This is a genomic window from Lacticaseibacillus jixianensis, assembly GCF_003946485.1.
Lineage (GTDB): Bacteria > Bacillota > Bacilli > Lactobacillales > Lactobacillaceae > Lacticaseibacillus > Lacticaseibacillus jixianensis.
Genome location: NZ_RHOJ01000030.1, coordinates 16469 through 32268 on the forward strand (window position 1 = coordinate 16469; position 15800 = coordinate 32268).

Consider the following 15800-nt stretch of genomic DNA (forward strand, 5'->3'; position numbering starts at 1 on the left):
CCCATAAATCGTTTTAAGATCAGTTAAATCCTCAGTTAGTAATGCCTAATATCGCTCTCTGCCGGACCCGCTTTGATGCGTTCAGACATCCTGTTCTTTGGCCCGGCAGGCCGCTAGCCTTCGAGCGGCACCGGCTCCTTGGTGATCGCCATGTCGGTATCCTTATCAAAGAAGTGCGCCTTGTTCACATCAAAGCCCATCTTGACCTCGTCGCCCGGATTGTGAAAATCGCGGGCGTTGACGTTGGCCACGTACTCCGTGTCGTCCACCTTCAGGTACAACTGCTCGGTGGCGCCAAGCAGCTCGGAAACGGACACCGTCGAGTCGATCACCGCATCAGGCCAGGTATCGAGAAAAGCCTGTTCGGAGTGGATGTCCTCCGGGCGGATCCCAAAGGTGACCTCTTTACCGTTGTAGCCTTGATCATCGAGGATCTTCGCCCGGCCTTCTGGCACCTTCAGGGTGACACTCTTGCCGTCGGAAACGATCCCGTTTTCGTACTTCATCTCAAAGAAGTTCATCGCCGGCGAGCCCATGAACCCGGCAACAAATTTGTTGCGGGGGTTCTCGTAGACCTGCGCGGGCGTGCCGATCTGCTGCACGTGGCCCACGGACATGACGACCACCCGGTCCGCCATGGTCATCGCTTCAGTCTGATCATGGGTCACGTAAATCGTGGTCGTGTTCAGCCGCCGGTGCAGCTTAGCAATTTCCGCCCGCATGGAGACCCGCAACTTCGCGTCCAAGTTAGAAAGCGGCTCGTCCATCAGGAAGATCGGGGCATCACGGACGATCGCTCGGCCCAGCGCGACCCGCTGGCGCTGCCCACCTGACAAAGCGGACGGTTTGCGGTCAAGCAGCGCCTTCAGGCCGAGGATATCCGCGGCGTTTTGAACGCGCCGGTCGATGTCATCCTTCTTGTAGTGGCGCAGCTTCAGGCCGAACGCCATGTTATCGTAGACCGTCATGTGCGGATACAGCGCATAGTTCTGAAACACCATCGCGATGTTTCGGTCTTTGGGCGCCACATCATTCATGACCTGCCCATCGATCACCAGCTCGCCTTTCGTAATATCCTCAAGCCCGGCGATCATCCGGAGCGTGGTCGACTTCCCGCACCCAGAAGGGCCAACGAAGACGATGAACTCCTTATCTTTGATGTGAAGGTCAAAATCTTCCACCGAATAATCCTGGCCATCATCGTATTTCTTGTACAGGTGGTCCAAATCGATCTCAACCATTAGTCTCCCTACTTTCCTGCTTGGCGTTGAACGCCTGTTTGATTTTATCTAAGCGAAGTGCGGCGGTGCTGGGGACCACGTAGTCGGCCCGGTGCAGTGCGAGCGCATCCCCGATCCCGACGGCAAACTGGCCAGCGGCTTTAATAGCCGCGACCCCGACGACGGCGTCTTCGAACGCGACGACCTCATTGGCCGCAAGGTGGGCTTGCTGCTGCGCGCGTACGTAGATTTCCGGATCCGGCTTGCCATGCTTCAGGGTGGCCGGATCCACGATTCCGTCGAACTGGTCAAGAATGCCCAGCTGCGTCAAGATCGTGGGCGCGTTTTGCGACGCCGAAGCGATCACCATTTTCAACCCAGCCGCCTTGGCGTCTGCCAACAGATTCGAGATCCCCGGCAGGATATCCGCTGCGGTCATCTTCTGGATCAGCTGCTGATAGAGCTGGTTCTTCCTTGTTGCCAGGGCCACTTTCTGCGCTTGGGTGAAGTGATCCTGCTGGTCGCCGTACGCCAGCACCAGATTCAACGAATCCATCCGGGAACGGCCGCGCAGCTGCTCATTGGCCGCTGGCGGCAACTTGATCTGCAGCGAAGTAGCCAGCTGGTTCCATGCCGCCAAGTGATACTTGGCTGAATCAGTCAGCACCCCGTCAAGGTCGAACAACAATCCCTTAAGCATCGGCATGCCCCACTTCGAGGTGAACCATCTTGCCTGCCACTTCAACATCCAGCGGCGGCCCCGCCAGCAGAGTCAGCTGCGTTTTGGCGCCGACATTGACGGCCAACAGGCGGCCGCGGTAGGTCAGCTTGAAGCTGTAGTGCCGCCACGCCTTTGGCAGAAACGGCTTGAAGCGCAGCTGGTCATGGTCGTAGCGCATGCCGGCAAAGCCCTGTACGATCGCCAGCCACGAACCCGTCATGGACGTGATGTGCAGGCCATCGGCGGTGTCGTTGTTGTAATTGTCCAGGTCAAGCCGCGCCGTGCGGCCATACAGTTCAACGGCCTTTTCCTGCTTACCCAGCTCAGCGGCCAGGATCGCGTGGATCGAAGCGGACAATGAGCTTTCGTGAACGGTCATCGGCTCGTAAAAGTCAAAGTTGCGCTCCTTCTGCTCGCGGGTAAAGCGGTCATTCAGGAAGTAGATGCCTTGAAGGACATCCGCCTGCTTGATAAACGGGCTGCGCAGGATCTTATCCCATGACCAGTGTTGATTGATTGGGCGCTGGTCTGCCGGAATGCTGCTGGCTGGGCGCAGATCCTTGTCCAGGTAGGTGTCATTTTGAACGAAGATCCCCAGCTTCTGATCGACCGGGTAGTACATCCGGTCGATGATGTCCTGCCAGTGCGCCTTTTCCGCCGCGGTCACTTTGAGGCTCGTCGCCACCGCCGGATCAGCTTTAGGCAGGCGCGCCAAGGTGTACTCAAGCACCCAAGCGGCCATGGTGTTGGTGTACCAGTTGTTGTTGACGTTGTTTTCGTACTCATTCGGGCCAGTGACGCCATGGATCATGTACTGCCCGCGGCGCTTGGAAAAGTGCACGCGGTCCGCCCAGAACCGGCTGATACCGATGAGGACGGCCATGCCGTCGTGATTGACGTAGGATTCATCGCCCGTGTAGGCCGTGTACTGATAGATCGCAAAGGCGACCGCAGAGTTGCGGTGCAGCTCTTCGAAGGTGATCTCCCATTCATTGTGACATTCGATGCCATTGAAGGTGACCATCGGGAAGAGCGCGCCCTTGAGCCCCTGCTGCTGGGCATTGTGGTAAGCGCCTGCCAGTTGATCGTGGCGGTATTGCAGCAGCGCTCGCGTCACGTCAGGCGGCGTGACGGCTAGGTACATCGGCACGATGTACGCCTCGGTGTCCCAATAGGTGGCGCCACCGTACTTCTCGCCGGTGAACCCTTTGGGGCCCACATTCAGGCGTTTGTCTTCGCCGTAGTAGGTCATGAACAGTTGCGCAATGTTGAACCGAATGCCTTGCTGCGCTGCGTCATCACCATCAATGATCACGTCACTTTGCGCCCAGCGCTTCGCCCAAATGGCGGTATGCGCGGCCAGCCGTTGGTCAAACGACTGGCCTTGGAGGCCGCGCATGAAGGTCGCTGCCGTCTGACCCTGAGCATCAGGCGCGACGTCCCGGCTGGTCAGGACGATCACGTCTTTTTCCAGCGTGGCCTGTTCGCCTGCCGCAAGGGTCAACGTTCCGGCAGCGCTCAACGCGCCTGGCGTCGTGGTCACCTGCGGCGCGACCGACTGCCCATTCAGCCTGAGCGCCTGCTTAAGCAGCACCGTGAACCGCGGCACCTGGTAAGGGTTGGCCTTCGTGATCAGCTGGATTGTCTGCGCTTTGGCGTCTTCGCCAAGCGGGTCCCAGAACCGCTCGTCGTAGTTGCTGTCTTCATTGCTGACGTTACCGTCGAGTGCCGCGGCATACGTGATCTCGGCGGGACCAGTCAGCGCCTGCGCCGTCATCTCGATCAAAGCCGCCTGCCGGATCTCTGCCGAAAGAAAGCGGCGGAAGGTCAAGCGGACCTGAGTCTCCCCAACCACGTAGGTGAACGCGCGGGTCAACAGGCCCTGGTGCATGTCCAAGGCAATACTGAAGTCTTGGAACTGACCGGTGGCAAGATCCACCGGCTGGCCGTTGACGCTGAGCTTAAGCCCAATAAAACTTGGAGCGTTGATCGCCTTACCAAAGTACTCAGGATACCCGTTTTTCCACCAGCCGACCCGGGTCTTATCTGGGAACCAGACGCCGCCCAAGTAGGTTCCTTGCAGGTGGTCGCCGGAGTAGCCTTCCTCAAAGTTGCCCCGCAGCCCCATGTAGCCGTTGCCGATCGCCGTCAGGCTTTCCTGCAACCGTTTATCTTCTGGATGAAGCTCATGGCTTTGGACCAGCCAAGGGTCGATTTCAAAAATCCGTTTCATCTCATTCATCCTCACTCACTCGCCGCATCGGCTCATTCATTTACAACTTAATTATCCGGAGGTGAAAGCGCTTTTAAAAGGGGTAATATTCTGTTACCGTTATCAGAAACTCATTTTGCGCTCAGCACAAACCCCTTGGGCGCCAGCTCACCGGCCTTGTAGCCTTGGGTCAGTACGGGTTCAACGGCCACCTTCACCGCCGCATCAGTGGTGTTGAAATAACCCACCACGTGCTCCTCGCCCGTCCGCTCAACTTTGATCAGGCCATTCGGATCAACCGTCAAACTGGTGGTACCAGTCCCCAGGGTCTTCGCGTGGGCACGCCGGAACGCGACCAACGCCTGGACCCGCTGCCAAACCGGCCCCTGGTACTTGGACCAGTCCATCGGCCGCCGGCAGTCCGGATCATTTTCGCCGTCCATGCCCATTTCGGTGCCGTAATAGATGCACGGCATCCCCGTTTGACTAAAGGTAAACGCCAGCGCCTGCAGGGCCAGATCCTCGTCGTCCTTGGCCACCGTGAGCAGCCGCGCCGTGTCGTGCGAATCCAGCATGTTGAGCATGACCTGATCGGTTTGCGGCCGGTACATCATCAGCTGGTCGGTCAGCAGCTCAACCAAACTTTGGGCGTCAAGCTTGTGCTTCAGAAAATGATCCTCGATCTGCTCCGTATAGGCGTAGTTCATCACGCCGGAGAACTGGTCGCCGTTCAGCCACGGCTGACTGGAATGCCAGACCTCGCCGATGATCAGGAAGTCTTTTTTCGCCGCCTGCGTGGCCTGGTAGAACCGCTTCCAGAAGTGGTGATCGACCTCGTTGGCCACGTCCAGCCGCCAGGCGTCAATGTCGAACGTCTTGATCCAGTACGTTGCGACGCTCAGCAAGTAGTCCTGCACCTCCGGGTTGGCGGTGTTGAGCTTTGGCATGTGCGGCTCGAAGGCAAAAGTCTCGTACTGCGGCTCACCTTCGCCCTTGCTGGGATCGTGGAAGGGCACCAGCGGGTATGAGTGAATGTGGAACCAGGAGGCAAAACGGGATTTGGCCCCATTTTGCAGTACGTCTTGCCACTGCAGGCTGCGCTCGCCGATGTGATTGAACACCGCGTCCAGCATGATCTTCATGCCGCGCCTGTGGGCCTCGCTCACGAGCTTGGCGAACAGTGCCTTGTCCCCAAAGTCCGGATCGATGTCAAAGTAGTCGATGGTGTCGTACTTGTGGTTCGACGCCGCCGTGAAAATCGGGCAGAAGTAGAGCCCGTTGATTCCCAGTGCCTGAAGCTCATCGAGGTGATCTAAAACACCCTGAAGGTCACCGCCGTAGTAGTCCTCGCGGCCCGGGTGATCAGCCGGCCGCCACGGTTTGGTGCCCTTCGGATCGTTGGTCTTGTCGCCGTTGGCAAAACGCTCAGGAAAGATCTGGTACCAAACCGTCTCCTTCGCCCAGTCCGGGGTCTTGTCCCGGTCCAAATCATGGAAGTAAGGCATCCGAAAGACGTTCTCGGTGCGGTTCTCTGGCGTGTCCTCGCGCAAGCCGCGGTCGGAGTACAGGACGGTCGACCCGTCAACGCCTTCGACCAGGAATTGGTACTGCAGGCGCGAGTAAGGCATGCGGAGATCGACCCCCCAGTAGTCCTCGGTTTGACCGGTACCGATCTTTTTCATTGGCAGCGCTTCGTACTTCCAGGTCGGCTTCTTGGTCGCCGGGTCAAGCACGCTCATGTACGGGTCCCCGGCAAGCAGCGTGACCTTTTTTACATCATCTTTGGCCGAGTGAAAGTGCAGGCTCAGCAGTCCCTCCGAGTACAGGTAGCAGTCTTCGCTTTCCGGCCGGTGCCGCAGTGCAGCAGTATTCATCATTTCGTCTCTCCTTTTTTGATCAAAGCAGCGCCCGCATACGGTGCAAGCGTCAAGGTGTTCCCCTCAAGTGTCACCTCGCCGGCGGTCAACGGTGCCTGGTAATCCCCCGCAGGCAGCGTCACCTGGGTCTTGTGGCCGGTGAGTTCAACGGCAACGATTGCCTCCTGCGCCCCGCCAAGCCGCTGGTAAACGTACAGGTTGTCCGGTGTGGTCAGCAGACGGAAGCGGCCATCTTGAAAGACCGGCTGCTTCTTCAGCGCGATCAGCGCCTGGTAAAAATGCAACATACTGTTCTGGCGCTTCTCCTGCTGGGCGACGCTGGTCGTGGTCACTTCGCGCCCGCCCAGCCAGGGCTGATGCGGTGAAAAGCCGTGATGCTGGCTGTCGTCCCACGGCATGGGCCCGCGGGCGGGCAGCTTATGAGTCTTAGACACCATCTTCAGTGCCGCTTCTTCGCTGAGCCCAGCCGCTTTGGCCGCGGCGACAAACGGGCCAACGGTTTGATCCTGAAACGCCTCGACAGAATCAAATTCCAGATTCTGTAGCCCCAGCTCATCGCCGTAATAGATCACTGGGATCCCCCGCTCCAGGTACATCAGCATGGCCAAGGAGCGCGCCTGGACATCGCTGTGCGCGATCCGCGTCCGCAGCCGCGCGAGGTCATGATTGCTCCACCACAGCGTCGGCTGCGAAACCCCGCTCAGGGTCTGCTGCCACACGACCTGATCCTTCTTGAACGCCTCAAAATCAAGACCATGGGGCTGATAGCCAGCCGGCAACTTAGGATCAACGTGGGAAACATCGTCCGTGAAATAGCGGAAGGTGATCACGGAATCCATGAGCCCATTCGCCTTCGCGGTGTAGTCGACCGCCAAGTGCGGATCGGCAGAGGACGCTTCGCCCAGCAGGAACGCATCCGGGTAATCAGCCCGGATCCGTTCGCAAAACGGGCGTAGCCATTTTTGAACCTGCGGCAGGTTAGCAAAGAACGGTTCAGCCAAGACGGGGTCGGCATTTTTCGCCGGGAAGTCCTGCTGAAGGTCGGCCTTGGCGATGTGGATGAAGGCATCTAGTCGCAACCCATCGATGCCCTTGGCCAGCCAGAACTCGGCAATGTCGCCCATCGCCTGCCGCACCTCAGGATTCGCCCAGTTCAGATCAGGCATGCGCTTGTCAAACAGGTGGAAGTAAGACTGGCCCGTTCCCGCCGGATCCGGTTCCCAAACCGACCCGCCAAAGAAGCTGGCCCAGTTGTTCGGCCGCTTACCGTCTTTGCCCGCAAAGAGATAGTAGTCGCGGTAGAGGCTGTGGGGGTTGTGGATCGCATCCTGAAACCAAGGATGCTGATCAGACGTGTGGTTGAGCACAAAATCTAGCAGCACATGGATCCCGGCCTGGTGAAACGCCGTGATCAGCGCCTCAACATCCGCCATCGTGCCCATCGTCTTATCGATGGCAAAGTAGTTTGCCACGTCGTAACCGTTATCAATTTGCGGCGAGACAAATAAGGGATTCAACCAGACGGTGTTGACCCCTAGCTTCTGCAGGTACGGGATCCGTTCCTTGATGCCATTGATGTCCCCGATGCCGTCACCATTGCTGTCCTGAAACGACTTGGGATAAATTTGATAAACAATTGCGTGTTCGTACCAAGCGCCCATAATCACCCTTCCTTTCCTATCCCACGTTAAAGAAGCAACGGGGCAAGGGCAAGCAAAGCGGCGTTGTTACCGCTATCAAAATGAGGGGGCAGCTCGGGACGCGGCTAAGTGCGCGAACTCTGCGCACCTTGCGTAATTGGGCTGCGGGTCGACAACGCGGGAGTGGCTAGCTGCGCATAGGGCCTCGTCGGCAAAGTACGCCGACAATGCCTGGAGCTATGCTCAGCCTGTAGCCATTTACGGCGTACAGGCTGACATGCGTAGCGGCTATCCATCCCGCTAAAACCGTCGACCCTGCGCACCTTGCTGTAACTGGGCTACGAGTCGACAACGCGGGAGTGGCTAGCTACGCATAGGGCCTCGTCGGCAAAGTACGCCGACAATGCCCGGAGCTATGCTCAGCCTGTAGCCATTAACGGCGTACAGGCTGACATGCGTAGCGGCTATCCATCCCGCTAAAACCGTCGACCCTGCGCACCTTGCTGTAACTGGGCTACGAGTCGACAACGCGGGAGTGGCTAGCTACGCATAGGGCCTCGTCGGCAAAGTACGCCGACAATGCCCGGAGCTATGCTCAGCCTGTAGCCATTAACGGCGTACAGGCTGACATGCGTAGCGGCTATCCATCCCGCTAAAACCGTCGACCCTGCGCACCTTGCTGTAACTGGGCTACGAGTCGACAACGCGGGAGTGGCTAGCTACGCATAGGGCCTCGTCGGCAAAGTACGCCGACAATGCCCTACGCTAAGCTATCCATCCCGCTAAAACCGTCGACTCTGCGCACCTTGCACTAACTGGGCTACGAGTTCGCAACGCCCGAGCATCTAGCTACGCTCCAGGCCTCGCCGGCAAAAAGCGCCGGCAATGCCTGGAGCTAGGCTAGCTGTCGGGCTAAAAACGCGAACTCTGCGCACCTTGCACAAAAAAGCGCGCGGGCCAAGTTTCCTTGGTTCGCGCGCATATGTCAGAACTGTTTCCAGTCAGGTCCGCTGGCTCCACAACCTAAGACCACTGATCCCCGGAATCCGCTGGGTGTCGGGACGTGCCCGACCGATCAGCTGACCTTTCACCATTACTGGTTACTCGACTCATCGCATGCAAACATTATATCATGCTTTCAGTTTTTTTGCAGGCCGCCGGTAAGTCATCTCCGCCACCAGCTGCGCCAGCAGGAAGCCGACCGCGATCGCGCCGGCCACCATGGCCACCCGGAAGGTCAACGACAGGGCCTCGTCAAGATCGCCAAGCACCAGCGCCCGCACGGCCTGGTAGGCCGTCGCCCCTGGCACCAGCGGCACGAGCCCGGGGATATTGAAGATGATCACCGGCATTTTTTTCAGCCGAGAAAAGACAATCCCGCACAGCCCGATCGTGAGGGCCCCGAGTAAATTTGCAAGCATGCGGCCCGTCGCCAGCTGCATCAGGCCCCAATAGACCAGCCAGCCGGCGGCCCCGGCCCAGCCCGCCAGGTTCAGCGCCTTGTGCGGCACGTTGATAATAATGGCAAAAGCAATCGTCGACAGGTAAGAGAAACTGACCTGCACCAGTACTTGCAGCGCTAACGGCATACTGACCCTCCTCGGTTAGAAAAAGCGAAAGATGATGGCGACACCGGCCCCGATGGCACAGGCAGACAGAATGGCCTCCATCCCGCGGGCCATCCCCGAAAGCAGGTGGCCGGCCAGCATGTCGCGAATCGAATTGGTGATCGCCACGCCCGGTACCAGTGGCATCACCGCGCCAATGATGATGTTGTTCAGGCTGCGGCCAATGCCCACGCGTACGCCAAGCCAGGCGAACAGCGCCACGGCAAACGCCCCCAGCAGCTCGGAGATGAACTGCAACTTAGTAAGCCGAGAGACCTTGTAGTACACGGCAAAGCCAGCCGCACCGACGAGCGCGGCCAGGGGCATGTCGAACCAGTCATAGGCCTGGGCGAAAATGACCATCAGTGTGGTCGAGCACAGCCCGGCGGCTAGAATCTGCAGCCACACCGGGAAAAATGGGGTGTGCGCGTCCAGCTTCTCCAGCGCCTGGTGCAGCTGCGTCAACGTGAGCGCACCGGCAGCAAACTGCCGAGACAGGTTGTTGACACCGGCAACCTTCTCCATGTCGATGCCGCGCTGGGCAACCGGGGCGATCTGAACCGCCGCCGGGCCATCGACCCCAACAAACAAGCCGGTGGGGGTCGTGAACACGCGGGCGGAGTGCGCCCCGGCGTTTTGCGCGATGCGCGTCATCGTGTCATCGACGCGGTACATCTCACTGCCGCCTTCAATCATGATTCGGCCGGCCAATAAGCAGGTCGCAAGCAGCTCATTTTCCATCATGTGCCTCCAGAAACTGCGTAAAGTGGGCGCGCAGCTTCGCCTTCGGGTAGGCGCCGGTTACCTTTTCCACCGGCTGGCCGTCCCAGTACAGCAGCATGGTGGGAATACTCTGGACGTGAAACTCATCGGCGACCTTAGTGTCCCCTTCCACGTTCAGGGTCAACACGTGCAGCGGCAGCTCATGCTCAAGTTCGGCGAGCAATGGGCTTAAGATCTTACACGGGCCGCACCACTGGGCCCATAAATCAACCACGGTCAACCCGGCTTTCAGGTTGGCGGTCATCGTGTCACTGGTCACTGCTGTTGGCATCTGCGTTCATCCCTTCGTGGTTCAATTGGCTGGCACACAAATCAGGTGCGACCAACTTTTTGTCGCTTTGACCATTCTAGCACGCTGACCCCAAAGCAGACTAGATGGCAGCAAAAAGGCCGCGCTGCCGCGGCCCTGAGGCTTATTCCTTGGTGAATTCGGCGTACGCCGCTTGGTCCATCACGTAGTCGAGCTCACCGATGTATTCGTGCACCGGCGTGTCTGGCGCAAATGGGTGCTTGAAGCGGTAAAGGCCGTCTGAGCTGTCCAGGCCCCAAACGCCGCCCATGTCGTACTTCGCCTTGCCTTCCTGGCAGGCCCAGTTGATCATTTCGTACTGCAACAGGTAGGGGATCATCAGAGAGTTCTTGATCCGCATCGAGCCGCCGTACATGTGCCAGACCTTGTCGCCGAACGCAAAGGCGATGGCCGACGCCTGCAGATGACCGTCGACCCGGGCGATGAAGACCTTCATCTGGTCCTTACCAGCAAACGCCTCAGACATCCGGTCAAAATAGGCCAGTGGCCGGTACGTGATGCCATGGATCTCGCTCATGGTCTTGTAGGCCTCGAAAAATTCCGGCATCAGCTTCTCGCCGTCTCCAACTTCGACCTCGACCCCGCTTTTCATCGCGTGGCGAATCTTGGTGCGCGTCTTGCCGGTCATCGTCGCCATCACGCCATCGATGTCCTTGTCCTTAATATCGAGTACGATGTTAAACCGCGGCTGAATGGTGTCGTGGTTGCCGTGGAACTTGCGGTTGCGGGTGACGTAGCCGTGCTTTTGGAACGCGTCGTTCAGCTCATCGGTGTAATCGAGCTCCGGATCCATCCGCAGCAGGAACGCGTGCCGCTGCTTCAGCGCCGGCAAAGCCTCTTGAACCAGCGCATCGATCGTGTCAATATCCGTCGGGTCACAAACTGGGCCCTTGCTGCAGTAGGCAAACGTGTTGCCGGCCTTGTCGGTCACGGTCAGGATGGACATCCCCGCCGTGATCTGGCCATCCTTTTCAAGATAGGCGTACAGCGGCGACCAGTTGCTTTTGACCTTAGACCACGCCACGGACTGAGTCACTGAGGTGTAAGGGGCGTCTTCGACGAATTTTTCGTAGCGGGCAACGGCTTGAGCATCATTTAAATCAACAATTGGCATGGTTTACTTCCCTTCGTTTTTGGCGGCGAACCGGCTCTTGTAGCTGGCGTAGTACTTCTTGATGCGGTGGTTGCGCAGGAAGCTCTTGTCAGCCGGGTATTCCAAGGTGTTCCCCCACTGACCGGCGTCGATCAGCGCCTGCATGTGGGTTTTGATCTCGGGATCGGTGACGTTGGCGACAGCGTCATCCGGGTTGACCCCCAGCCAGAGAAAATCGTTCTTGGCCAGTTCCGTGGCAGTGAACGGTTGACCAAACACGCGGTCTTCGACCATCGGCTTGATCAGGTTGTGTCCGGATGCAGTGGTGTAAAAGCCGGAGCGGCCCTGGCGCGGATTGAGCTCGATCAGCTTGAACTGCTGGTCGCGCACGTCGAACTTCAGATCAAAGTTGCCAAAGCCGGTGTAGCCCATCTTCTTGATGAACTTGGTGAGGCGCTCCTCAATATCCTGATGGTACTCAATGAAGGTCGCGACGTAATTGCCAACCAGGAAATCGGACGGATCCTGAAGCAGCTGCCGGCCCATCGTCATCTGGCGTACGTTGGAAGCCAGATCCGCATAGAAGTTGATGGTGTACATCGCGGTGTCGCCGCCAGGGATGAAGTCCTGGAGCAGGAAGTTGCCCCGGTAGCCGGCATCGTAGGTCCGCTTGAGCATGGTCAGAATCTGTTCTTTGGCAGTGAACTTGTAGGCCTTACGCTGACCCGGAAAATCCATCGCAATCTGCTGAGCCGCGTCCGCCGGCTTCATCGCTACCGGAAATTCAAGCGGCAAAGTGGCCACCTTTGCCTCGTAGTTCTCCTGGTTGACCACCACCGTCTTCGGGTACGGCAGGTCATTGTCCTCGCACTGCTGGTAGAAGTGGTCCTTGTAGTAGACACTGTCTAAGACCTTCACGCTTGGGTACGGAATAATGAAGTGGTCTTCAAGGGCGGCGCGGTTTCTGATCGCCAGCTCGGTGTACTCGTCGCCGGCCGTGATCAGGATCGGCTTGACGCCGGGCTGACCGTACTTTTTGGCCATTGCCAGCAAGGCCGCGACAAACTCATCATTCTCTTTGAAGTGATCAACAACGGTCACATCACAGATCTGCGAGTCCTTGGTCATCGCCAAGGCCGCAACCCCAATGCAGTGACTCTTAACGCCGTATGCTTCATGGAACGAACGGGCCATGCCATAAATGTTGACGTCGGTGCCGACTAAAACGGGAATGATTTGACTAGTATCTACCATGATAAACTCCTTTGGGTGACTGGTTTAGTTACAGTGTCCATTATCGCACAACCGCCACAACGGACAAGGGAGACGAGGCGGCTTAAAAATAAAAAAATCGCCTCGAGCAACTGCTCAAGGCGACCGATTAAAGGAGAGCGAAGGAGTCGAACCCCCCTACGCATTTCTGCGCTCACAGGCTGCAAGCAGCCCGCAGCATTACCGCTCTGCCAACTCTCCATAACGATTAACAGATATTAGTATAGAGCTTAGGGTGCAGATTGTAAATGACGTTCATGAAAGCATCATGAAATTCTCATTTACTAAATTTTTTCAAGCGGGCTGGCGGTACTCGCAAACGCCGAAGCAGTTGGGTTTCCACTGATTATGAAACTTTCGCCAGCCGTTCTTTTTGGTGAAAACCCTTGACCTAGCCTTTGCAGATGACTAAACTCTGCATTAATTAAATACAACCGAACCAAACCGTGGAAGTGGAGATCAAAACGATCGTGCACGTACAGAGAGGAGCCGCAGCTGAGAGTGCTCTCGAACGCAGACCGTCAAATGGACCACTGAGGGCTGTCCCAAAAGCAAGTGCAAGTCAGGATGGACGTTGAGGCACACGTCAGCTGCCGGCAGGGTGTTAGCCCTGTGCTAAGTGTGATCAGCAAAATGCTGGTTGAACCAAGGTGGTACCGCGGCTTATTTGCCGTCCTTGGCAGAAGTGAAGACTTCTGCCAAGGACGGCATTTTTTGTGCCGGTGCGAAGGCTTGGCGTACTTAGCCCGATGGCCAGGCTAGCCTGGTGCTTTACTAGCGAAGCGAGTGAAGTGCCGGGCGCAGCTGGCCACTCGGGCGTCGCCAAGCCGCAGCCCATTTTGTTCCGGTGCGAAGGCTTGGCGCACTTAGCCCGATGACCCATGGTTCGGTTGGAGGAGGAAATAATGAAACTCGAAGAATTGATCACGCCGGCAATGATTCAGCTTAAGGTCCCACTGTACACGCGAGAGGCCGCCATCCAGGCCGGTGCAGCGCTGCTGATGGCAGACGGGCGAACAGTCGCCGGCTATGCTGAGGCCATCGAAGCCAACCTGAGCCGATTCGGGCCTTACTTCGTCATTGCCCCGGGGGTGGCCATGCCCCACGCACCAAGCAGCGGTATCGTAAAGGCCGCCGGCGTCAGCGTTTTGACGCTTAAGACACCCATTCATTTTGGCCATGAGCATAACGATCCGGTTAGCTTGGTGCTGACCCTTGCTGCCCCGGATGGCAAGGCCCACATGGCCGCCATGGGGTGCCTAGCGCAGCGCCTCAGCCAGCCCGGGATGATCGCACAACTGACAGCGGCAACGACGAAAGAAACCATTCTGAATTTACTCACAAAGGAGAACTAACATGCTAAAGCTTGTAACTGTTTGTGGCGCCGGGGTTGGCTCCAGCGTCATGGAAAAAATGTTTGCCGAAGAAATCCTGGCCGATCACCAAATTGACGGCACGGTCGAGGCTGCCGATATCAGCTCGGTGGCGCCAGAGCTCTACGACGGGGTCATCACCACTAGCGATTTTGCCGCTCTGTTGCACACGGACACCCCAATCATTCGCCTGGACAACCTCCTGGATAAAGAAGCAATGGAGAAACAGATCCTCGCGCTCGCAAAGGGGGCACAGGCATGAGTATTCTCCTGTATTTCATCACCAACGTTTTGAGCCAGCCGATGATCATTATTGGACTGGTCGTGATCCTCGGGATGGCGCTCATGCGTCAGCCGTTTTCAAAGATTCTTCCCAGCACGATCAAGGCCGTCATCGGCTTTACCATGATCAACGTCGGCGGCCAGACGCTGGGCACGGCGCTCATGCCGCTGACCGGCCTGATTGGTCATATTTTCGGGATGAAGGCCCCCGGCAACACGAGCAACATCGGGGCCGTCCAGGGCCAGAGCCTCGCTGCCATCGGTACTGAGATGGCGCTGATCTTTGCGCTGGGGTTTGTCGTCAACCTCCTGATGGCGCGATTCACATCGCTCAAATATGTCCACCTTTCACCGCATGTTTCCTTCTTCTTCGCGGGCTTGATTGCCAGCCTCCTCAAGTACAATACGAGCCTCTCAATGGGCGCACAGGTCGGCATCGGGGCCGTGATGCTGGGGCTTTACATGACCATCTCCTGCTGGTACGTTGCGCTGTGCATCAAGCCGGTGCGCGGGGCTAAGGGCTTCACGCTGGCCCACTCCAGCTCCAGCGGCGACCTCATTGCGTCAGTCGAAGGAGAGCTGTTTGGCGATAAAAAGAGCAGCATTGAGGACCTCAAAATTAATCCCAAGTATGGCTTCCTGCGTGAAATGACCATCGCACTGACCTTGGTCATGACGCTGCTGTTCTTCTTCCTCGGTCTGTTCGCCGGGCCAACCTGGACGATGACGCACGTGGCCGGGGGCAAAGACATCGTGCTTTACGCTATCACGCAGGGGGTTCAGTTCGGCATGTGGATCACCGTGATCATTACCGGGGTCCGGATGATGCTGAGCGAACTGATCCCCGCCTTCCATGGCATTGCCAAAAAGCTCATTCCGAATGCGACACCGGGCCTTGACGTTCCCCTGCTCTTTCCTCAGTACCCAATGGCGGTGATCGTCGGTTTTCTTTGCAGCTTGACCAGCGGACTCGTCGGCATGGTTATCCTCGCCGCGCTCCACTTCCCTACGGTCGTCTTTCCTGCGCTGATTCCAACGTTCTTCACCGGGGCGGCGACTGCGATCTTTGGTGACGCCCACGGCGGCCGCCGCGGCGCCATCATCGGGAGCCTCACCAATGGCTTTCTGCTGATTTTTGGGCAAGCCTTCCTCCTTTCAATGGTTGGCACCTACGCCCCAATCATGCGGATCCTCAGCGAAACGGACTACTGCGTTTACGGCCCGGCATTAGGGTTCTTACTTCACCTGTTCCATTAACAAGCTGGTAGGCGGGCACTGGGATTCCAACATCCGCATGATCCGTCCGAATCCCATTTTCCACCGACCTTAAAAGGTGGCTGAGACATAAATCGAAGCTGCAAAAAAAGGCCGACCGTTCTACCAGAATATTTCTGGATAGTTCGGTCGTTT

At 57.7% G+C, this 15800-nt stretch carries 13 protein-coding genes and 1 tRNA gene; 3 read left to right on the forward strand and 11 right to left on the reverse strand.

All coding sequences use genetic code 11. The features are described from left to right. Window positions 1–113 precede the first annotated feature (113 nt). The 11 genes from EKM85_RS10150 to EKM85_RS11525 all read right to left on the reverse strand — a co-directional run bounded on the left by EKM85_RS10150 (window position 114) and on the right by EKM85_RS11525 (window position 12936). Entirely contained in the window at window positions 114–1241 is a 1128-nt protein-coding gene (locus tag EKM85_RS10150) for an ABC transporter ATP-binding protein (protein WP_125586559.1), read from the reverse strand. Then, on the reverse strand, window positions 1234–1920 hold the full coding sequence (gene pgmB / locus EKM85_RS10155; RefSeq protein WP_125586583.1) for a beta-phosphoglucomutase: 687 nt from the start codon (window positions 1918–1920) through the stop codon (window positions 1234–1236). Before pgmB ends, EKM85_RS10150 begins: the two co-directional genes overlap by 8 nt. Beyond that, the gene (locus tag EKM85_RS10160; RefSeq protein ID WP_125586561.1) at window positions 1913–4174 is read right to left on the reverse strand and encodes a glycoside hydrolase family 65 protein; all 2262 of its coding nucleotides are present in this window, start codon (window positions 4172–4174) and stop codon (window positions 1913–1915) included. The genes pgmB and EKM85_RS10160 overlap by 8 nt, the downstream gene beginning before the upstream one ends. A gap of 110 nt (window positions 4175–4284) precedes the next feature. After that, complete coding sequence (locus EKM85_RS10165; RefSeq protein WP_125586585.1) at window positions 4285–6027, reverse strand: glycoside hydrolase family 13 protein; 1743 nt, start codon at window positions 6025–6027, stop codon at window positions 4285–4287. Further along, a complete protein-coding gene (locus tag EKM85_RS10170) occupies window positions 6027–7691 on the reverse strand; it encodes an alpha-glucosidase (RefSeq protein ID WP_125586563.1) in 1665 nt (554 codons plus the stop codon). The genes EKM85_RS10165 and EKM85_RS10170 overlap by 1 nt, the downstream gene beginning before the upstream one ends. A 1109-nt stretch (window positions 7692–8800) precedes the next feature. Next, on the reverse strand, window positions 8801–9259 hold the full coding sequence (locus tag EKM85_RS10175; RefSeq protein WP_125586565.1) for a threonine/serine exporter family protein: 459 nt from the start codon (window positions 9257–9259) through the stop codon (window positions 8801–8803). A 15-nt stretch (window positions 9260–9274) separates the two neighbouring features. Then, entirely contained in the window at window positions 9275–10018 is a 744-nt protein-coding gene (locus EKM85_RS10180; RefSeq protein ID WP_125586567.1) for a threonine/serine exporter family protein, read from the reverse strand. Continuing rightward, entirely contained in the window at window positions 10008–10331 is a 324-nt protein-coding gene (locus EKM85_RS10185; protein ID WP_125586569.1) for a thioredoxin family protein, read from the reverse strand. Before EKM85_RS10185 ends, EKM85_RS10180 begins: the two co-directional genes overlap by 11 nt. Window positions 10332–10473: 142 nt before the next feature. Beyond that, window positions 10474–11484 (reverse strand): lipid II:glycine glycyltransferase FemX, encoded by a 1011-nt coding sequence (locus EKM85_RS10190; RefSeq protein WP_125586571.1) that lies wholly within the window; start codon window positions 11482–11484, stop codon window positions 10474–10476. Window positions 11485–11487: 3 nt separating this feature from the next. Then, entirely contained in the window at window positions 11488–12717 is a 1230-nt protein-coding gene (locus EKM85_RS10195; protein WP_125586573.1) for a carboxylate--amine ligase, read from the reverse strand. 131 nt (window positions 12718–12848) lie between these two features. Further along, window positions 12849–12936: transfer RNA gene (locus tag EKM85_RS11525), tRNA-OTHER, on the reverse strand. A 704-nt stretch (window positions 12937–13640) separates the two neighbouring features. Between EKM85_RS11525 and EKM85_RS10200 the strand changes: the two genes are divergently transcribed. The 3 genes from EKM85_RS10200 to EKM85_RS10210 are packed head-to-tail and all read left to right on the forward strand — an operon-like array spanning window position 13641 to window position 15647. Further along, complete coding sequence (locus EKM85_RS10200; protein ID WP_164510747.1) at window positions 13641–14090, forward strand: PTS sugar transporter subunit IIA; 450 nt, start codon at window positions 13641–13643, stop codon at window positions 14088–14090. A gap of 1 nt (window position 14091) precedes the next feature. Further along, the gene (locus EKM85_RS10205; protein ID WP_125586577.1) at window positions 14092–14370 is read left to right on the forward strand and encodes a PTS sugar transporter subunit IIB; all 279 of its coding nucleotides are present in this window, start codon (window positions 14092–14094) and stop codon (window positions 14368–14370) included. Next, window positions 14367–15647 carry a PTS ascorbate transporter subunit IIC gene (locus tag EKM85_RS10210; protein ID WP_125586579.1) on the forward strand — a complete coding sequence of 427 codons (1281 nt, stop codon included), beginning with the start codon at window positions 14367–14369 and terminating at the stop codon, window positions 15645–15647. The genes EKM85_RS10205 and EKM85_RS10210 overlap by 4 nt, the downstream gene beginning before the upstream one ends. The last annotated feature ends 153 nt before the right edge of the window (window positions 15648–15800 follow it).